Origin of the sequence: Enterococcus sp. NPDC086594, from assembly GCF_044746145.1 — a bacterium.
Taxonomy (GTDB): domain Bacteria; phylum Bacillota; class Bacilli; order Lactobacillales; family Enterococcaceae; genus Enterococcus_D; species Enterococcus_D entomosocium.
Genome location: NZ_JBIVBP010000002.1, coordinates 261,526 through 281,921, shown reverse-complemented (window position 1 = coordinate 281,921; position 20,396 = coordinate 261,526). Strand labels below are relative to the sequence as shown.

Here is a 20,396-nt window from a genome sequence, read left to right as displayed (position 1 = left end):
TCACTTCAACTGGTCTTGGTCTTCCAATCATTCAGCAGTAGCGGCTCCTCACTTCATCCATTCCTTCTCAACAGATGATCAGAACCTTTTGTGACCTTTATTGTTGTGAACGATAATCTTCCGTGAACTCATCAATGATTTGCTGTCCACCATTTCTTAAGAAGGTTTCGATCGCTGTATCAAACCCATCGATCTCGATTTCCCCAGTCATATATTGGTAGTAAGCGTCTGAGATTCCTTCAATCAAGCTTGACCATGAACGATCATAGGTTTCAGAGGTCAGCGATTGTGCAGGATTGATCACCGCAAACTCTTCATTTTCCCGAATCTTTTCATTGGCTAAGTTGACATATGGGTTGCTTGAAGGGAAAACTGTTACTAATTCTGATGGACGAGACGAAGAAAATGGTTGTACTTCTTGTTGCCACTTCGTATCATCTAAACGGACATAGACACCCTCATCATCAATTTCATAATGGACCCCTTCGATCCCTTGCGTCATCAAGGTAAACGGCTCTTCGTCCATCAAATCGTTGATAAATTTCAAAACAACACGTAAGTCTTCTTCGGTTTCAACATTGTTTTTCGGAATGGCTAACCAACCACCCATTCCACCATTGGTATCAGAAAGGATACGACGTTCCACATTTTCATGGACGATATCATTGATCAAGACCCATTCCATATGCTCTTCATCAGTACCAGCTGCATCATCAATGTAGTTACGTACTTCTTGCAAACCACTCAATACAATCCCACCACGACCTTGAACGATATAGTTCTTCTGATCATTTTTCGCCATTACCGCAAAATCAGAATTCATCCAGCCGTTATCATAGATATTACGGAACCATTCCATTGCTTCTTTGTATTCTGGTTGCATAAAGGATGGCATCACTTCATCATCATCCGTGATCGTAAACCAATTGTCTGCACCAAAGTAACCTGAAAGTGAACGGAACCCAACATTAAAGGACTCATCACGTTCAACGAATCCGACCGTGTCATCTACCCCATTGCCATCTGGGTCTCCTTCTGTAAAGGCTTGTGCCACAGCTGATAATTCTTCTAAAGTCGATGGCACGTCCAACCCTAAATTGTCTAACCAATCTTTTCTTACGAGGACACCATAACGAGCGATCGGTTTTAGAAACGGTACACCATAGATATGACCATCGATCCGAGAAGATTCTAAGCGATCCTCAGAAATTTCTGCCAGATTCGGAAACTCTTCTAAATAGGGTTCCACATCCCAGAACATTCCAGATGCTAGCGAACTACGGACGGTTGTGTTATTGATTTCTGTCAAACTTACGATATCTGCTAAAGAATTTGACGCTAATGCTGCATTCAAACGTTCTGTTTTTGATGCGTCCGGCACCCATGTAAAGTCGATCTCGACCCCTGTATATTCTTCTAACTGTTGTGTTACATCCCCAGACGGAGGTGAAGCGGTATGCAGCATTGCCATCCAAGAAATACTTGTTTTTTCATCACTTTCTGGTCCATCAGATGAACCTCCGCCATCGCCGCAGCCTGCTAAAAACAGTCCTGCACATAATAATAAACTTGCTACTTTCAACTTTTTCATTCGTTACCCTTCTTTCTCTATTTTTAGGGAATCATCATCGAGCGGATCTTTCCCTTGATACTTAAAGTACGTAAAATCGGCATAGCTTCCAGCAAAGTGATCTAGATCATGGGCACTGATTCCAATGAAATTCCCTGTAAAACCACCAGACAAGAACTGGATGTTTTGCTTTTTAAAGGGATGCCACGTTTGTGATTACCGATAGAACCATTCTGCTTCTAGATAAGAACCGACTACTTTCAATCCGATCGGCTCACTTGAAGCAGCGAGGGGCAATTTATCTGGGAACAAGTGAAATTCTCCTTCACAACACCGAATCAGACGAAAGATCTTGCCGTCTTTTTCATCATAAGTCACATAGAAAAACAAATAGTTTTCTTCGTTTAAGAACAGCGACAATCCAGCCATCTGATTAAACTATTGGGGGTGGTATTCCATCGCTGTTTCAGCTTCAAAACAAAAGTCTTGTTGACGAATCGCCAATAAGTGCTTATGAAAGTTCGATTGCATCGATTCTCCGCCGATCAATCGCAAATACCCTGGTCGCTTACTCAGATTGCACCACTCTTCATTGGGCAGCAATCGCCTACCGTTCCATGCTTTTTGCAACGATCCTTTAAAATCATCCATAAAAACAGCAGGTGATGCCCTTTGCTTCTGAGCGTTGCTAGCGAGTCTGATGGTTTGATCTGGGATCGTATCATCATTGCTAAGACGCAGCCATCCTTCGTGATCCCAATAGACGGTTTGGAGTGCCGTCTCTCGTCCAAGGATCGCTGCCTCTTCTACTGGCCGAGTCATCAAATAGCTCATGACCCATTCTCCTGATGGTGCAATCGTCAAACTGCCATGACCTGTACATTGAAAAGGGGAATCTTCGCGCTGATAGGCACGCATCATGGGAAAATGCGGATCTACTTCATAAGGCCCAGTGATGGTTTTACTACGACAAACCGTTACCGCATGACCTGCACCCGTTCCTCCTTCTGCCGTCAGTAAGTAATAACACTCATTGTGGTAATAAAGATGCGGTGCTTCAGTCTTCGCCAGCTGGGTTCCAGAAAAAATTGGCACTCTGTCACCGATCAAGCGGCCTTGTACTTCAGAGTATTCTTGGAGCACGATCCCCACCGATTTATTTGGTGTATCCTTACGATAATCCCAAAGCGCATTCAATAACCAGATACGCCCCTCTTGATCATGAAACAAGGACGGATCAAAGCCACTACCATTTAAGTAAATGGGCTCACTCCATGGCCCATGAATCGTAGGAGCCGTGATGAGATAGTTTCGACAGTCTTTGAAGGGACGTGTCGTGTTGCGAACATTTGTATAGACACAATAGTATTGTCCGTTTGCGTAACTGATTTGCGGTGCCCAAATGCTGCAATTTGCTGTGTTACCTAATAAATCCACCTGATTGGTCAGAATATCTGTTTCATGGGACCAATTGACTAGATCTCGAGAACAGTAGACCCGAATTCCTGGCAACCACTCAAAGGAAGAAACCGCTAAATAATAAGTATCCTCGACTTTTAAAATACTCGGATCAGGATGAAACCCTCTTAAAATCGGATTATTGATCATTGCCTTCATGCAACCCCTCCTTGTTTGCTGACTGTGTCCGTTGTTTTTTTGTTGTGTCGGTCATCACGATGGAGAAAACAAAAACCCGCCGCTAAAAAGAAACAAAAGGCAATCGGAAAAGCGATCATTTGACTACCAATCAATGTCACAACACCAGTCAAAAAATAAAGAACACACGCTTGTTTTCGATAATTACGATAGCGAACCAGCATCGTCGCCACTGAAACCAATATCAGGAGTGCCAACAGCGTGAAGCCAAACCAAGCACCGAGTGTTTGAAATTGCGCCAATGCTGCTTCTGCCGTCATTTGCTTCAGTACAGTGGGAAACGCACGTTGAAAGATCTCTTCGAACTGCTGGACAGTCATTTGATTGATCGCCAAGGAAAAGCCGCCCATCAACACCAGAGCGAGAACCATCCCGATCCAGCCAGACCATTTTGCCTTGCTCATTTTTCTATCACTCCTTCGATAGTCACCCATTCAGGACGTTTGGGGCTTGTTTGGTAACAACACATTCGCTCCGTGAACGCGACCGTTTGGTGGCTTGCTGTTTTTCCCCAATCAGACCATCCGCAAGGGGCGAGCTGTTGATTAAAGCAGCAGGATAAAAAGGTGACTTTGGCTTCATTGCGCCAAGGGCGGCCTAGATAATAGGCTTTGTCCCCTGTCACCCGACACCGATCGAAGGTTAACCCGCTTGCTTGTTTGCTAGTTGAGGCAGCAGTAACGTAGTTCGTTTGTGGTGTATTTTTACAATGCAAGCGACACTCTTCAAAGGTGGCGGACCCACCGCCAAAAATAAAATCGACTGTTCCACTGATCCTGCAATGCAAAAACAAACTCTGTTGTTGGTCAAAGATTGTTTTTCGCCAAGGACTGATCATTGGTTCGCCTTCTTTGGTATATTTTGGCAATGGACCCAGACACAAGGTATCTTGAAAAGCATCGAGATGACAGCGTTCGAAGCGAATGTCATCCCCTTCGATATAGACGGCAACTGCTTGCCCGACTGCTTGCCCATACCATGCGTCATTGATGATGGTCAGGTTTTTTACAAAGACTTCTCGGCTATTGATAAAGAGCGTCGCTGTTTGAAAGGTTCCTCTTTTTTGCCCATTTTCATCGGTTTGCTCGGCAGCCAAGTGGTAGCATAAGAACGTGTTAGTTTCCCCGATCAACGTAAGCTGGTTTTTATAGATTTTCACCTGTTCTTGATACACGCCAGAGGCGATCGTGATCTCACAAGGTGCGTTTAAGGCTTCAGCAGCCAACACGGCTGCTTGGATACTCATAAAATCACCCTTTTGCGGCTCTTTACTAACCTTTAGCTTGATAGGAGGTGTTGTTTTAGAAATTCGATCCACTGCGCTCTCATCTCCTTGGTTTCTTCATGACCACCTGGCAAGCAACACGCCTGCCAATGCTCCTTGTAGCCTATTGCTTCATAATGCTGCCCGACCTGCTGATCCAAACGAGCGACGCCGCTTGAGGGGCAGCCACGATCCTCTTTGCCAACCAAACTCAAACGCGGGCGTGGTGCGATCTGTTTTTGGATCGCCGCAGTCGTAAAGTCTTTCAACACATTAGGAACATAATAGTAAAACCCATGTTTGCTTAGACGGTCCTCTTCGATCAATGCTTGATAGTCCACTTGTGCTGCCATGTCCACCACCACTGATATCCGTTCATCTAGTGCTGCCAACCACCAGCTCATCAAGCCCCCCATAGAAAGTCCCAATGTGGCGATAGCGGAATGTTTCACTTCTTTTCGGGAAGCAAGATAGGTTAAAAACTGTTGATTGTCATAGATTCGTTGTCCCCATAATGTTTTGCCTTGCAACAGAAACCGCTTGTAGCTATCATTCTCACCGTTTTTTCGTTCGCCAAAGCCCCACATGTCGATCACTCCAACGGCGACGCCCAGCTTCATAAATGCAGCGAATAGGCTTTCTTTTTGCATATACGGCGGACTTTGTCGCAGTTCTTCTTTCCCCATCGTGAAGTCGCCGCCATGAGAATGATTGAACAAAACGAGTGGAGCAGGTTGCTGAGAGCTGGGATAAGCAAAGTATGCAGGGACATCCTCTTCTTGATTTAATCGTAGAAGTAAATGTTCCAAGGTATAATTTTGCACCTGCTCTTTTGTTTGCTGAACCACTTGTGGTGCAACTTTCATATCAGGACCTAGCAGCTGAAGTAACTGAGGATTTCTCACAAAAAATCTCCTTGAAATGCCAGAGGCTGACGATTCTCAAATGACTGTGTGACGGTGATTTCCTGGCTATTCTCGATATGGAACGCTTCAGTTACGCCTTCCAAATTGATACGATCAAACTGAATATTCCGTCCACAGCCAATATAAAAACCTTGTTTTGTCATCTCTTCGATACCTGTCATCATCGCAGGCTTTCCTGGAATTGGGTGCTCAGCCATAGAGACGGCAATATCTTGGAAAGTGATATCTGAAATAAATTGTTCAGCCAAGCCATAAACAAACCCAGCGGCCGCATGGACATTCCGAGCCGAGATATTTGCAAAATGAATTCTCCGGAAATGAGGGGTTTCCTCGGTGATCGGGTAAGGATTTTTATCCCAAACATACTTTTCTTTGCCTTTCGGTCCACAGAAATAGTAAAGATTTAAAGTGAATGGACAGATGACATTATCCATCACAATGTTATTCACTCGAATATCTTCGATCGTTCCGCCACGTCCACGACGTGATTTCAAACGAATCCCACGATCGGTATCTTGAAAAATACAATTACTAATAGTGACATTACGAATATCGCCGCTCATCTCACTCCCTAGAACGACGGCCCCATGCCCATGAAGCATATGGCAATTTACGATCGTGATATTCTCACAAGCGATCCGTTCTTTAGTGTCCTCCGTTCCTGATTTGATGGCGATACAATCATCGCCAACATCGATATGACAGTTACTGATGCGGACATTTTTACAAGATTCAGGATCGATCCCATCTGTATTTGGCGAATCCGCTGGATTTTTGATGCGAAGATTATCGATCGTTAGATTTTGACAAAGAATCGGATTGACGGTCCAACTGGGTGAATCGACAAGACGGATATCTTTCAACGTAATTTGCTAGCAAGAGTCAAAACTGATTAATTTTGGTCGTGGATAAGCAAGCTGTTCACGATTTTCCCGAAAGGTCTTCCACCATCTTTGCCCTTGTCCATCAAGCATTCCTAGTCCTGTGACAGCGATATTTTCCGCATTCTCGGCATATAAACAAGAGGCATAAACTTCCCGTTTGACCCCTTCCCAGCGAGACACGACGACGGGATAGTCTTTGGGATCATCAGAAAATACTAAGGTCGCCCCCAATAGTAGGTGCAGTTCAATGTTACTTTTTAAAAAGAGCGCACCCGTCGGATAGTGTCCTGCTGAAAAAGTGATTCTGCCTCCTCCTTGTTGATGCAATTCATCAATTTTTTCTTGAATCGCTTCTGTCAACAGACCTTCTTTTCCTTGTAAATCAGCTGTAGTCAATTGGATATTCATTTCTTGCTTCCTTCCTCCGTTAATGGTTGCAGCAGTAAACTCGCTTGTAAAAAGGCACCGTATCCTTTGAAATCATTCGTGATAACGGGTTCACTGATATAGTAAACAAACGTACCATCCCGATTATCTGGTCCACCAAGACCAGCAACTTCACAGTTTCTGATCAGATTCAACCAACCTTCTTTTGTTAAAAAGACAAACTCATCCAGCAATCCTTGATAGGTCTCTTGGGCAAACACTTGCCATTTTTGATCGATGATCCCTGCTTTGACCGCTTTCGCTGTTGCGTAACAAATCATTGAAGAAGCGGATGCTTCTAAATAATTCCCACGCTCCCTGCCTTTATCTAAGACTTGATACCACACTTTTTTCTGGGGATCTCTTACTTTAGCAAGAGCTTCTAGACAGGAGACAAACATGTTTTCTAATGGATTCTTCTGCTCTGATTCCCCTAATAGCACCATCGTATCGGCGAGAGCCATCATGAACCATCCCATTGATCGTCCCCAGAAATTTTTTGAACAACCGGTCTTGGGATCTGCCCACGGCTGGACTTTTTGTTCATCCCACGCGTGATACAAAAGACCCGTTTTTGGATCTAGGGTATGCGTAAAGCATAAGGTGAATTGCTTGATTACATCTGCCAATGCTTCTTCTTTCTCAAATGTCAGTGCGTATTCTGTCAAAAATGGGGCCCCCATATATAAGCCATCTAACCACATTTGATACGGATAGATTTTTTTATGCCAGAACCCGCCTTCGCTCGTTCTTGGCATCTGCTGTAATTGTTGATACAGCGTGTCCAAGGCGATCTTGTATTTTGACGCTCCTGTTTCTTTGTATAGCAAGAATAAACATTTGCCATTATTGATGTAATCGATATTCATCGCATCCATCTGATAGTTTTTGATACGACCGTCTTCGTCAATATAAACATCCATCGTGTTTTGGATATAGTCCAAATAGCGTTTGTCACCAGTCTGTTCATAGGCTTCTTTCACGCCTTGCAAAACGACCCCGATGTCATAGGACCATTTTCCGTGATAAATTTTTTCTTTGCATAAGTAGTCATAGCGCTCAAATAATGTGTTCAAAGCAATTTCCGAATAGTTCTTCATGTGCGATACTTCCTTTTATTGTAGTCTCCTCAATTCATAGAGCTGTTTCAATGAATCCGTTTTACTGGCTGTATTTCATGAGGGTTCAGCTTGTTCTGCTATTTTTCAGGTGTTCTCTAGTGACCGTTTTGTTCACGGACCAGTAAAAGTCTTTGAGCCGTTTTCTTTAGATAATTACCTCATCTCCTTTACTGGCAACGGTTTGCTCCGTAGTCGATGCCGTTTTTGAAACCACCTGATCTGTTTCAATTGGGTGGATATCTTGAAGAATTTTTTTACCAGCAAGGGCAAAAACACCACCAACTAAGCTGCTCCCCATCAAAATGAGGCCGATCAAGAAATAGCTGCCAAGAACTAAATAGCCAACGATCAAAATCGACCAACTAATGATCGAATAATGCAGATAGCCTAAACCTAACAACGCACTCCCTCGCAGGATCTCAAACACGGTCACAAAGTTAGTGGCTGCCATGACGGTATACACGTGCATGAATAGAAAGAGAAACGCAATCAAAAAGAGGACATTCGCTACTTGGATAAACCATGGAAATGGCGCAAATATATTGGTGATCACGATTGCTGCGATGATGAGAAACAACCAACTGATCAGCACCGATTGTCGGAACCGTTCTTTACTATAGTAGAAAAAACTTTTGATCAAAGGCGGTCGTTCGTGAAGACGAAGCCAGCGATCATAATATTTCATCATGGCATACGAGGCTGGTCCGATTCCCAAAAAGATTCCCCCCAGAAGTGTCACACTTAGCCAAAGAAAATGAAGGGCGATCAGGGTCAAAAACGCGGTTAGCCCATCGTTGATTTTCGTGATTTTCTCAATCGTCATATGATCCCCTCTTTCTTAATAGATACCATCTTCCCCAATTTTTTTCGCCAAACGATTCGCAAAGACAACGAGGATCAAACCTACAAGACCTTTAAACAGCCCAACAGCTGTCGAGTAACTCAATTGACCATTTTGAATCCCGGCGGTATAGACAAAGGTATCAAAGATTTGGGCAACCTCACGGTTCATTGAGTTCATTAATAGGAACATATGCTCAAAGCCCATATCTAAGATCGAACCGATTTTTAAAATCATTAAGGTCACAATCGTCGGACGAATACACGGCAACGTGATGTGCCACATTTTACGTAGTTTGCCAGCCCCATCCATATCCGCAGCTTCATAAAGCTGTTCATCAACATTGGTAATAGCGGCTAGATAGACGATCGTCCCCCAACCGGCACCTTTCCAAAGATCTTGGAAAATGTACATTGGACGTAGCCAAGTACGGCTAGTTAAGAATGGGATACGTTCCCCACCAAGACTTTCGATCATGTTATTGATCACACCGCCTTCAGTCGTCAACAGGACGTAGAAGATTGAAACTACGATCACCCACGACATAAAATGAGGCAAATAAATAATCGTCTGGATACTTTTTTTCAAGCGACGGTTATTTACTTCATTTAACATAAGCGCCAATAAAATAGGAAAAGGGAAGGAAATCGTGATATTTAAGAAAAACATGATCAGCGTGTTGCGCATCAACATCACAAAAGTATCTTCAGTAAAGAGCCGAATAAAATGAGTAAACCCAACAAAGGGACTGCCTAAGATCCCTAAGAATGGCTGGTAGTCTTGAAAAGCGATGACTAAACCGCCCATTGGAATGTAACGAAAGATAATAAAATATAAAATACCTGGCAATACCATAATATAGAGCGCACGATTTTTTCTGATTTGCGCCCATTTTTTCTTTTTCAACCGCAGTCGCTGTTCTTCTTCAGTAAGTGGTGAGAAGTAATTATCAACTTTTGTTTCCATACTTGTTCCTCCGAGTTTTTTTGATTTGATAGTCCCATGGTAGCGTGTAAGAAAGATAACGTATATAATCATTTTCTCAGCATTGGTAAGGCATACATTTTTTAGGATTATTTCTCGGTCGAATTGGAAAACCATTGATTTATCAACGTTTGTCATGATTGTGATTTTTTTAACATGTAAAAGTGATTATATACGTTGTCCCCGCCTCATGATACGTTGGAAATACCTATTTAAGTAAAAAAAGATGGAGGTTTTTCCTATGCAACAAACCCTAAAAAAAACGAACCGCCCGAAGAGTGAACGGGTTGTTCAAGGATTTATTATCGGTTTTCTACTACTCTTTACCTTAATGTGTCTCTTGCCTTTTCTGAACATTCTCGGAAGCTCCTTTGCTTCTTCTTCTGAGATTGCGACACGAACATTTATCATTATCCCACGTGAATTTAGCTTAAATGCTTACCGGTATATTCTCTCGACTCCAACGATTTTTACGAGTATTGGTGTTTCCCTTTTTGTGACCATCGTCGGAACGGTTCTTTCAATGATCTTGACCTCTTTTATGGCCTATGCTCTTTCAAGAAAATATTTGCATGGACGTGGCATCTTCAATTTTATTGTCGTATTTACGATGTTGTTTAGCGGAGGGATGATCCCAAGTTTTATTTTGGTACAAAGCCTCGGCTTGATCGATTCTCTCTGGGCACTGATCTTACCGAGTGCCATCAGTGCATATAATATGATCATTATGAGAAACTTTTTCCAAGGGATTCCTGATAGTTTAGAGGAATCAGCAAAAATGGATGGTTGCTCTGATTGGGGCGTCTTTTTCCGTATCATCTTACCTCTTTCCTTACCATCGATTGCGACGATCTCTTTGTTCTACGCTGTTAGTTATTGGAATACTTATCAATCAGCGATTTTGTACATCAATGATTCAGCGAAATGGCCGATCCAAGTGCTCCTTCGACAAATCGTGATTGTCTCCAGCGGGATGAACGCCGATGCCGCTAGTGTCGATGTTGTCCCCCCAGCACAATCCGTGAAAATGGCCGTGATCGTCGTTGCGACTTTGCCAATGTTGATCGCCTATCCATTTGTCCAGAAGTATTTCGTGAAAGGTGCCATGGTTGGTTCCGTCAAAGGGTAGCCAACAGGCAGCAAAGAAAAAAAGCGTTTTTTGATCGTTGATCAAAAAACGCTTTTTTTCTTTTAATCTTTGGATCGTTTGCGATACTCTCCGGGTGTCATCTGTTCTTTCTTTTTGAAAAAGCGGATGAAGTTTTGAGAGTTGGTATATTGTAGGTTGGCGGCGATTTCTTTGATGGTCAAATCGGTTTCTCTTAACCACTTTTTCGCGACTTGCAATCGATAGTTTTGTAAGTAATCGGCAAAATTGATGGATAATTCCTTTTTAAACACATTACTTAAGTAATTGGCATTATAATGCAACTGTTCAGCAATGCTATCTAAGGAGAGATCTTGGTCGTATTGTTGGTGTACGATCAAGACCATCTTTTCAGACAAGGAGCGAATTTCTCGATCTGTTTTGGCTTGTGTCGTTTCAACGATAGGTAAAACTAACTCTTGATAGATGATTTGCTCAACTTTGAACAAACTGGTTTGGTTGAGCACGGATTGATAGACTTTACGACTATTCTGCAAGCTAGTATGATCTGCTCCTAGGAGTTGCCCTAGCTGAACGATACTGTTGATCAACTTAAACAAGGCACTTTCAATCGTCAACGGATTTTTGTTTTCATGAATGATTTCCCGTACGACTTCTGTGTAACTCGTTTTGATGGTCGCTAGATCCCCACTACGCATTGCATCCAAAAAGGTGCTTTCTGCTTCTCTAGGGTACTGAACGATCGCGTTATTGTCTAATTGTGCCGCAATGTCGTCAAAAAAGATAATGACTTCTTCCCCTAAATTCATTCGATAGTGCAAGGCTTCTTTGGCGTTATCAACCGCTAATTTGGTTTCTACGAGGCGGTCGTAGGATTGTGAGACCCCACAACTTATTTTGATTTTCAAGTAATCTTTTGCCGCTTGATGGATCTTTTGACAATAGGTCAATACTTGTTTTTGGTCAACTGATTCAGGAAGCTTTAAAATTGTTCCTTGGGTTTCTTGACTGGAGATGATTGGCTGAAAACGCAAATTCGCCGGAATGATTTCAGAAACGAGATTCTCGATGGCAAGCAAGAATATATCAATAGTCGCTGTTTCTCGTCCACACAAATCATCGATTTGAATCAGTAATACGGCATAGTGTTCCGTTTCGGATACTTCATACCCAAATTGTGACAGTTTTAAGTGACTATCTGCTTCTGAGATACAGCCGCGAAACAAGTTTAATAAAAACAAGGATTCTAACTCGGGCTTTTGGTGTTCAACTTTGACGGCGAGATCGTGGTTTTGATGTAAGACCTGGTCGATATCGGAAATCAACTGATTGACTTCTAATTTCTGACCTTGTTTTTTGGGCTTTAAAAGCTCACCGATCCGATTGATGGGTGAGGTAGCCACGATCGCAATGCGATAGGATACTAATAAAAAGAGGATGATCAAAAGACTGCCAATCACGATCAAACCGCTTCTTAATTCACGGATTGCTTGCGAAACACTGGCAGGTGCCAGACGGATCACATGATACCACTGATTGTAATCCGATTGTGTGACCACATACTTATTGTTTTCTTTGTCAGTGAAGATACCATCGTCGTGGGCAGCTGCGATCATTGTTTCGTGTAAGTCAGAATCGATCACTTCACCATTATCGAAAAGCAGTTGTCCGTCCGCATGAAAAATATTCAAAAAGGAATCGTCATGATCTGCCACCAACTGCGCAATGGTATGGTCTTGGTTTTCAGCGATCCCCAAAGCAGTGGTTTCCTGTCGAAACACAGGCAGCGTCATCACCATTTTTAAATAGCCATCTTCTGGCAACCAATACAAGTAGCGTTGGTTGTCGATCAACGCTTGAAAAGCAGCGAATTCAGTATCCTCGATCTGTTTTAAGGAGCCTTCTTCGATTTTCCAATGCTGATTCAAATTCACCAATTGGTAGCTGGCGTTTTCGATCCCCATCACACCAATGTAAGCAAGTTGCGAATTGATCTCTCGCACTTGTCGATAATTCGTCACGGAAAATGGCTGTTCCATCGTATCGGAAAAGCTTTGAGTACTGCTATATGTAGAAAAGGCATACTCCACCATCTGAATTTTTTGATCCAGATTTTCTTTGACTTGGTTGACCAAATTATGTTGACTTTGCAAAAACGTTTCTTGAATGTTTTGATACGTTCGATGATAAATGACCCCACTAAACCCAATGATTAAAGCGCTACCAATTAGAAAAATCAAAATAAATATTTTATAAAACAAGTTGGATGTTTGATGATAGCTTAAAAAGAATTTCATAGACTCCCTCCCATTACCTAACTATCTTCTTTTATACTAGCACATCCCAGAAAAAGTTCCTATGTTATTTTGAAAAATGTTTCACGTGTGCATCCTTGGTGTATTGACATTCTCGTGGGAACAAGCTATGCTTGAATCAAGCAAAAAGGAAGAAGGTTTTCTATGGTCACGATCAAAGATATCGCCAAAGTCGCTGGTGTTTCACATACAACTGTTTCTCGTGCGTTAAACGATAGCCCATTAATCAAGCCAGAAACAAAAAAGAAGATCGCAGCCATCGCTGAATCTTTACACTATGTGCCCAATGTCAATGCCAAAAGTCTGGTGAATCAAAAATCCTATATCATTGGTCTTTATTTTTCTCATCTATCCATTGGTACTTCCGATAGCTTTTTAGTCGAAGTGATCAAAGGAATCAGTGATACCCTACCATCCGAATATACTTTGGCGGTTCATGAATTATTGCAATCCGATACATTTGATGAAGAGCCGAATCGCCTCGATGGAGCGATCGTGATGAGTCAAAGCGATCGTGATGACGGTTTTATCGCTGCTCTTTCAAAGAAAAACATTCCCATCGTCGTTTTGAATCGTCAATTGCAGGATGCAACCTTGATGAATGTCACTAGTAATGATGCCCAAGGGGTCTATCAAATGATCACCTATGTGCTTGAACAAGGCTTTCGAAAGATCGCCATGATCGAAGGGATCGCTTCCTTTGGTTCCGCTAGAGAGCGCCGCAAAGGATTTATGAAAGCGATTCAAGAAAAGCAGCTTGTCTGCCCGAAAGAATACTTCGTAGCTGGCGACTACTCGTTGGAAAGCGGTCAGCTGGGTGCCCAGCAACTACTCGCTTTACCTGAACCACCTGAAGTGATTTTTTGCGCCAATGATGACATGGCGATCGGTGCGATCAATGCCTGTCATCAAGCAGGACGAAAGATCCCTGAGGAGATCGGTATCATCGGTTTTGATGATAGTTCTTTTTCTCCCTATACGTATCCCCCATTAACAACGATCCGCAAACCAGTCTATGAAATGAGTCAATTGGCAGCAACCCTGCTGTTGCAAGCATTTGCCAATCAAGTAGTTGAGCAACAACATTTCTTTGATACCTCGTTAATCATTCGTCAATCGTTGTAAGCCTCTTGTTTTCAAGAGCGCTTACGCAAAAAAATGTTAACGTGTGCATAACTATTTTTTAAGGAGGATTCTATGAAAAAAATTACCGAACAACCCCATCAAACCTATCCAGCCCGAGTGATTCAATTCGGGGAAGGCAATTTTATGCGGGGCTTTTTTAACTGGCAGCTGCAGCAAATGAACAAACAAGGGCTTTTTAATGGCAGTGCCGTTGTGGTACAGCCGATTGATCACGGCTTGAAAGAGCTGTTGGCACAACAAGAAAATCTCTACACCGTTATCTTAGAAGGACTTGTCGATGGCGCTTTATCTCAAACATTTGAAGTCGTCTCCACCATTGATCAAGTGCTGAATCCTTATCAGCAATGGGAAGACTATCTTGCTTTAGCCGAAGACGAGCAACTTGAGATCATCGTTTCTAATACGACGGAAGCAGGTATTGCGTTTCACCCAGAGGATACCTTACACGATACCCCTCCCCACAGTTTTCCCGCAAAACTGACCGCTCTTTTGTATCGTCGTTTTCAACTACGAAAAAAGGGATTTTTGATCATTCCTTGTGAATTGATCGATCGGAATGGGGAAAAACTAAAAGAGATCGTCTTACAATATGCCGCATTATGGTCTTTGGAGTCAGACTTCGTCAACTGGTTAGAAAAAGAAAACACCTTCTGCTGCAGCTTAGTCGATCGGATCGTTCCAGGATATCCTCGCGATAAAGTGGCACAATACCAAGAGATTCTTGGCTATGAGGATGCCGTAATGGTCACTGCGGAACCCTTTATGCTCTGGGTGATCGAAGGAAGCGGCGTAGCCGAAAAGCTTCCCTTGCAAGAAGCTGGGTTGAATGTGATCGTGACAGAAGATATGACCCCTTACCGTGAACAAAAAGTACATTTATTAAATGGTCCTCATACGGCGATGGTTCCACTCGGTCTTTTAGCTGGTTTAGAAACCGTTGAAGAAGTAATGAACGACCGTGATTTTGCAGCCTTTTTGGATGGTCTTTTTCTGGAAGAGTTGATTCCAATGCTTGATTTGCCTAAAGCGCAGCTTGCAGCTTATGCGGAACAAATCAAAGAGCGCTTCAGAAATCCTTATGTGAAGCATCAGCTGCAATCGATCGCTTTAAACAGCGTCTCAAAATTCCGTGCGCGTCTTCAACCAGTCTTAACTCGTTATGTCCAACAAAACCAGCAGTTACCAAAACGAATCACTGCCGCACTGGCAGGGTTGCTGACTTTCTATCTCACTCGACCTTTTCAAGAAGATGACCTAGTGACAACCATATTTCAGCAAGTGAAACAATTACCAGCAGAAGAACAGATCGCCACTCTATTAAAAAATGAGCAACTCTGGCATGCAGACCTGAGCTTTATGACAGCGACAATCAATGAAATGTGCGCATGTCTAAAACAAGACGGACCCCGCCAGTTACTTGCGTCGATTGACACCCCTGAGCCAAGTTTGAAATAAAGGAGAATCTTTATGTCCAGCACATTAACAGAAACACCCGCGCAACTATTGAAATTGCACCCTAATGATAATGTCGCAGTCGCATTAAAACCACTAGCTGCTAAAACGACCCTTTCATTTGAAGACCAAACGATCACCCTTTTTGAGGATATTCCGCAAGGACACAAAATCGCCCTCAAAGACCTAGCTCAATCACAAGACGTGATCAAATATGGCTACCCCATTGGACATCTCTTAACTGATGTTAAAACTGGCCAATGGTTGCATACCCACAATGTCAAAACCAACCTTTCTGGTACCTTAGCATACACCTATGCCCCCGATTTGCATCCCGTCCGTTATCCAAAAAGGGCTGCGACGTTCCAAGGGTACCGTCGAGCAAACGGCAAAGTTGGAATTCGTAATGATTTACTGATCGTGCCAACAGTTGGTTGTATCAATGGTATCGCTGAGATCATTGTTGAAAACTTCAAGAAGAATCATCCAGATCTTGGCACCTTTGATCATATTACGATCCTTAAACATCCCTACGGCTGCTCCCAGTTAGGCCAAGATCATCAAAACACCCGTCAAATTTTAATTGATGCGGTGCATCATCCAAATGCCGGTGGCGTCTTGGTCTTTGGCTTAGGTTGTGAGAACAACACCGTTCCCGAGTTTAAGAAAAACCTGGGTGACTACGATCCAAAGCGCGTCAAATTTATGGTGGCACAGGAAAGCGACGATGAAATTGCGGTCGGCGAAAGCTTATTAGAAGAATTACTGGAAGCAGCAAAAGAGGATCAACGAGAAGCCGTTCCCTTGAGTGAGCTAAAGATCGGGTTAAAATGTGGGGGTTCTGACGGGTTTTCTGGGATCACCGCCAACCCTTTGTTGGGGGCATTTTCTGACTTTTTAGTTTCTCAAGGTGGCAGCACGGTCTTGACGGAAGTACCCGAAATGTTTGGCGCTGAACAAGTCTTGATGGCGCGTGCACAAGATGAAGCAACCTTTGAAAAAATCCTCCATCTAATCAACGACTTTAAAGATTATTTTCTTGCTTACGGTGAACCAGTCTATGAAAATCCTTCTCCTGGCAATAAGGCAGGCGGCATCACTACGCTAGAAGATAAGTCATTAGGCTGTACCCAAAAATCTGGGACTTCCGCTGTCGTCGATGTCTTAAAATATGGGGAAAAACTCCGTAAGCCAGGCTTAAGCCTGCTGGAAGGTCCAGGAAACGACCTTGTTGCCGCTTCTGCACTGGCTTCTGCCGATTGCCAACTCGTCTTATTTACTACTGGTCGCGGCACGCCATTTGGTGCCTATGTGCCGACCATGAAAGTTGCCACGAATCAAGAGATTTATCATAAGAAACCCCACTGGATGGATTTCAACGCCGGTCGCTTGTTGGAAGAGCCGATGGAGGTCGTGCTGGAAGACTTTATTCAAGCGATCATCGATACTGCCAGTGGAAAACCGACGCGTAATGAAGCCAACAACGTTCGTGAGATCGCCATCTTTAAAAATGGTGTGACACTATAACCAAAGAAAAGAGGTTCGACATGTTTTTAAATGAAAACTATTTACTGCCAAATGAAATTGCTCAAACCCTTTACCATGAATATGCCAAAGAACTGCCGATCATTGATTACCACTGCCACTTAGACCCAAAAGAAATCTATGAGGATCGTCCCTTTAAAACTATCACCGAGGCTTGGCTAAGTGGTGATCATTACAAATGGCGATTGATGCGCGCTTGTGGCGTACCCGAAGAAGCGATTACGGGCAATGCCAGTGATTATGAAAAATTTTTGGCATGGTGTCAAACAGTGCCAAAATTGGTGGGAAATCCCCTTTACAGTTGGACCCATTTAGAATTAAAGCGATTTTTTGAGATCTATCTTCCCGTTACTGAAGAAAATGCCGAAACTTTGTGGAGGCTATGCAACGAAAAATTGCAGCAAAAAGACTTTACCCGAAGAGCTTTGATTGCTCACAGTAACGTCGAGATCGTTTGCACCACAGATGATCCAGTCGATGATCTTCACTATCATCACCAATTAAGCCAAACAGAACAACGTTTTCGGGTCTTGCCGACCTTTCGACCTGACAAAGCGTTACAAATCGACCATCCGAATTTTCTTACCTATGTTACCAAACTCGAAAAGAGTGTCGAGAGCGCGATCACTACCTACGATGCTTTCTTGACAGCCTTGCGGGACCGTGTAACCTACTTTCACCAGCATCACTGCCGCTTGTCTGACCATGCGCTGGATACTTTAGTGTATGCTGCAGACGAACAGTTATCCCTTGAAGCAATTTTTGCTAAAGCATTAGCTGGGGAATCTTTGGAGGAAAACGAAGTCTCGTTCTTCAAAACCAATGTTCTAGTTGAACTGATGAAGCTGTATCACGAACATGGTTGGACGATGCAACTGCATGTCCATGCGTACCGTAACTGCAACCAACGAATGTTTGAGCGCTTGGGACCAGATACGGGCTACGATGGCATCAATGATCAACCACTGACTCAAAACTTGCAGAAATTATTGAACGCTGCTGATGCGCAAGACCATTTGCCTCAAACGATTCTCTACTCCTTAAATCCCAATGACTATGATGCACTCGTCGCTTTGATGGGGTGCTTCCAGCAAGAAGGCAATAATAAATTGCAGTTAGGATCTGGTTGGTGGTATAACGACACCCGCGCAGGCATGCGTCACCAATTGACGAAATTCGCAGACGGCAGTGTGATCTTTAACTTTGTCGGCATGCTGACGGATTCAAGAAGCTTTCTGTCTTACACCCGTCATGAATATTTCCGACGCGTCTTTTGTGAATGGCTTGCTGAGATCGTTGTACGTGGTGAAGCACCTGCTGATCTTCGTCAGCTAAAACCATTAGTAGAAAATGTCTGTTATCAAAACGCCAAAAACTACTTCAAATTTCAGGAGAAAGACAATGGAAAAAATCGTCATCGTCGGTGATTCCACCGCATCGATCAAAGAGCCTAGCGCTCGTCCAGAAACGGGCTGGGGTGAAAAGATCTCACGCTATCTCCCCCAGCATCAAATCGTCAACTTGGCAAAAAATGGGCGTTCCTCCAAAAGCTTCATTGAAGAAGGACGCTTGTTGCAGGCAAAAAAAGAACTATATGCTGGTGATTATCTCTTGATTCAATTTGGACACAACGATCAAAAAACAGATAGTCGTGGTACGACACCTGTAGAATATCAGCATAATTTAGCAACCTTCGTGCAAACGGCACGCCAGCAGCAAGCGACACCGATCCTATTGACCTCGATCACTCGTTTGCATTACGTGGACCAACAGCAACTTGATCCTTTGGCAGTCGGTCCTTACCCAGAAGCAATGCGTGCTTTGGCTACCTCCTTGGATGTGGTCTGTCTGGATCTTTTTGCCGCAACACAACGGTTCTTTTCAGCGCTGGAACCACAACAGGCGAAAACCTATTTTCTTCATTTAGAAAAAAACCAGCACCCCAATTATCCAGCCGGCATTACGGATAACACGCATTTGAATAACCAAGGTGCTACAGCCGTCGCCAAATTAGTTGCCAAATGTTTGACAAATGCTCCATTACCGCTTGCACAACAAGTTTTGTTAGATTGAAACTCATTGTTCGTGTTGAATCTTCCCCTAACATAAATACGCTACCTGATTTGAAAAAGAGCTACTCAAGCAAAACGCTGCGAAGACCATTTTCCTTCACAGCGTTTTGCTTTTCACTCTTTCTAAAAGATTTGTTTGCCATTCCTTTGCTTCAACCCATTTATCGCCAAGCTACCTTTTAAAAACTTGCATTTCTTAGGTGTTGCACCATAAAAATGGGAACGATTGCAATCGTCCCCATCCTTACTACTGATTGTTTTATTCAGGTTGTTTCCCGATATACGCCAAGATACCGCCGTCTACATATAAGACATGGCCATTGACAAAGTTTGATGCCTCAGAAGCTAAGAAAACCGTTGGTCCTGCTAAATCTTCTGGCTCACCCCAACGGGCAGCAGGTGTTTTCGCTACGATAAATTGATCAAATGGGTGACGAGAACCGTCTGGTTGGATCTCTCGTAATGGTGCGGTTTGCGGTGTTGCAATATAACCAGGTCCGATCCCATTACATTGAATGTTAGCTGAACCAAATTCAGCACAAATGTTTTTCGTCAACATTTTCAAGCCGCCTTTAGCCGCTGCGTAACCAGCCACTGTTTCTCTTCCCAATTCACTCATCATTGAGCAAATGTTAATGATTTTTCCATGTCCTTTTTTGATCATTGACGGTAAGACTGCTTTTGAAACGATAAATGGAGCGTTCAAGTCCACGTCAACGACTTGGCGGAAGTCTTCAGCAGACATCTCCAACATCGGGATTCGTTTGATGATCCCAGCATTATTGACTAAGATATCAATCACGCCAACTTCTTCTTCGATCTGCTTGACCATTTCGTTGACTGCTTTTTCATCCGTTACATCACAGACATAGCCGTGGGCTTCGATCCCTGCTTCACGATAGTTTGCTAATCCTTTATCCACTGATTCTTGATCCAAGTTGTTAAAAACGATCGTTGCTCCTGCTGCTGCTAATGAACGAGCGATCGTAAAACCGATCCCATAGACAGCTCCAGTCACTAATGCGATCTTACCATCTAAACGAAATTGATCCATTGAAAAATCCATAATTGATAAACCCTCTTTCT

The 20,396-nt window shown here is 43.2% G+C and carries 15 protein-coding genes and 2 pseudogenes; 6 read left to right on the top strand and 11 right to left on the bottom strand.

The window, feature by feature from the left end; genetic code table 11:
* Nucleotides 1-97: 97 nt before the first annotated feature.
* The 9 genes and pseudogenes from ACIPK1_RS05740 to ACIPK1_RS05700 all read right to left on the bottom strand — a co-directional run bounded on the left by ACIPK1_RS05740 (nucleotide 98) and on the right by ACIPK1_RS05700 (nucleotide 9,654).
* Nucleotides 98-1,591: an extracellular solute-binding protein gene (locus tag ACIPK1_RS05740; protein ID WP_086317253.1), complete on the bottom strand. Its 1,494-nt coding sequence runs from the start codon at nucleotides 1,589-1,591 to the stop codon at nucleotides 98-100.
* A 3-nt stretch (nucleotides 1,592-1,594) separates the two neighbouring features.
* A pseudogene (locus tag ACIPK1_RS05735) lies at nucleotides 1,595-3,187 on the bottom strand (glycoside hydrolase family 43 protein).
* Nucleotides 3,184-3,630 (bottom strand): DUF4064 domain-containing protein, encoded by a 447-nt coding sequence (locus ACIPK1_RS05730; RefSeq protein ID WP_086338125.1) that lies wholly within the window; start codon nucleotides 3,628-3,630, stop codon nucleotides 3,184-3,186. Before ACIPK1_RS05730 ends, ACIPK1_RS05735 begins: the two are co-directional and overlap by 4 nt.
* Nucleotides 3,627-4,544, bottom strand: a complete 918-nt coding sequence (locus ACIPK1_RS05725) for a pectinesterase family protein (protein ID WP_400450199.1) — start codon at nucleotides 4,542-4,544, stop codon at nucleotides 3,627-3,629. Before ACIPK1_RS05725 ends, ACIPK1_RS05730 begins: the two co-directional genes overlap by 4 nt.
* Nucleotides 4,505-5,395 (bottom strand): dienelactone hydrolase family protein, encoded by an 891-nt coding sequence (locus ACIPK1_RS05720; RefSeq protein ID WP_400450198.1) that lies wholly within the window; start codon nucleotides 5,393-5,395, stop codon nucleotides 4,505-4,507. Before ACIPK1_RS05720 ends, ACIPK1_RS05725 begins: the two co-directional genes overlap by 40 nt.
* Nucleotides 5,392-6,708, bottom strand: a pseudogene (locus ACIPK1_RS05715) (glycoside hydrolase family 28 protein). The gene ACIPK1_RS05720 and the pseudogene ACIPK1_RS05715 overlap by 4 nt, the downstream one beginning before the upstream one ends.
* Nucleotides 6,705-7,826, bottom strand: coding sequence for a glycoside hydrolase family 105 protein (locus ACIPK1_RS05710; protein WP_400450196.1), 1,122 nt, complete (start codon nucleotides 7,824-7,826; stop codon nucleotides 6,705-6,707). The pseudogene ACIPK1_RS05715 and the gene ACIPK1_RS05710 overlap by 4 nt, the downstream one beginning before the upstream one ends.
* A 166-nt stretch (nucleotides 7,827-7,992) precedes the next feature.
* Nucleotides 7,993-8,670: a YesL family protein gene (locus tag ACIPK1_RS05705; RefSeq protein ID WP_005236490.1), complete on the bottom strand. Its 678-nt coding sequence runs from the start codon at nucleotides 8,668-8,670 to the stop codon at nucleotides 7,993-7,995.
* Between the two features lie 15 nt (nucleotides 8,671-8,685).
* Nucleotides 8,686-9,654 carry a sugar ABC transporter permease gene (locus tag ACIPK1_RS05700; RefSeq protein WP_008381525.1) on the bottom strand — a complete coding sequence of 323 codons (969 nt, stop codon included), beginning with the start codon at nucleotides 9,652-9,654 and terminating at the stop codon, nucleotides 8,686-8,688.
* Between the two features lie 259 nt (nucleotides 9,655-9,913).
* Here ACIPK1_RS05700 and ACIPK1_RS05695 point away from each other — a divergent pair, with 259 nt between their 5' ends.
* Nucleotides 9,914-10,801: a carbohydrate ABC transporter permease gene (locus ACIPK1_RS05695; RefSeq protein WP_008381527.1), complete on the top strand. Its 888-nt coding sequence runs from the start codon at nucleotides 9,914-9,916 to the stop codon at nucleotides 10,799-10,801.
* A 62-nt stretch (nucleotides 10,802-10,863) separates the two neighbouring features.
* On the opposite strand, the gene ACIPK1_RS05690 is transcribed toward ACIPK1_RS05695, so the two are convergent.
* The gene (locus tag ACIPK1_RS05690) at nucleotides 10,864-13,077 is read right to left on the bottom strand and encodes a helix-turn-helix domain-containing protein (RefSeq protein WP_400450194.1); all 2,214 of its coding nucleotides are present in this window, start codon (nucleotides 13,075-13,077) and stop codon (nucleotides 10,864-10,866) included.
* A 162-nt stretch (nucleotides 13,078-13,239) separates the two neighbouring features.
* Here ACIPK1_RS05690 and ACIPK1_RS05685 point away from each other — a divergent pair, with 162 nt between their 5' ends.
* From ACIPK1_RS05685 to ACIPK1_RS05665, 5 genes are all read left to right on the top strand, one after another.
* Nucleotides 13,240-14,220 (top strand): LacI family DNA-binding transcriptional regulator, encoded by a 981-nt coding sequence (locus tag ACIPK1_RS05685; protein WP_400450192.1) that lies wholly within the window; start codon nucleotides 13,240-13,242, stop codon nucleotides 14,218-14,220.
* 72 nt (nucleotides 14,221-14,292) lie between these two features.
* Entirely contained in the window at nucleotides 14,293-15,696 is a 1,404-nt protein-coding gene (locus ACIPK1_RS05680) for a tagaturonate reductase (protein WP_400450191.1), read from the top strand.
* Nucleotides 15,697-15,708: 12 nt separating this feature from the next.
* A complete protein-coding gene (locus ACIPK1_RS05675) occupies nucleotides 15,709-17,220 on the top strand; it encodes a UxaA family hydrolase (protein ID WP_400450190.1) in 1,512 nt (503 codons plus the stop codon).
* A gap of 20 nt (nucleotides 17,221-17,240) precedes the next feature.
* Nucleotides 17,241-18,665, top strand: coding sequence for a glucuronate isomerase (gene uxaC / locus ACIPK1_RS05670; RefSeq protein ID WP_400450188.1), 1,425 nt, complete (start codon nucleotides 17,241-17,243; stop codon nucleotides 18,663-18,665).
* Entirely contained in the window at nucleotides 18,640-19,311 is a 672-nt protein-coding gene (locus ACIPK1_RS05665) for a rhamnogalacturonan acetylesterase (protein WP_016621185.1), read from the top strand. The genes uxaC and ACIPK1_RS05665 overlap by 26 nt, the downstream gene beginning before the upstream one ends.
* Nucleotides 19,312-19,569: 258 nt before the next feature.
* Here ACIPK1_RS05665 and ACIPK1_RS05660 read toward each other — a convergent pair whose 3' ends face one another.
* Nucleotides 19,570-20,376, bottom strand: coding sequence for a gluconate 5-dehydrogenase (locus ACIPK1_RS05660; RefSeq protein ID WP_005229917.1), 807 nt, complete (start codon nucleotides 20,374-20,376; stop codon nucleotides 19,570-19,572).
* Between the last annotated feature and the right edge of the window lie 20 nt (nucleotides 20,377-20,396).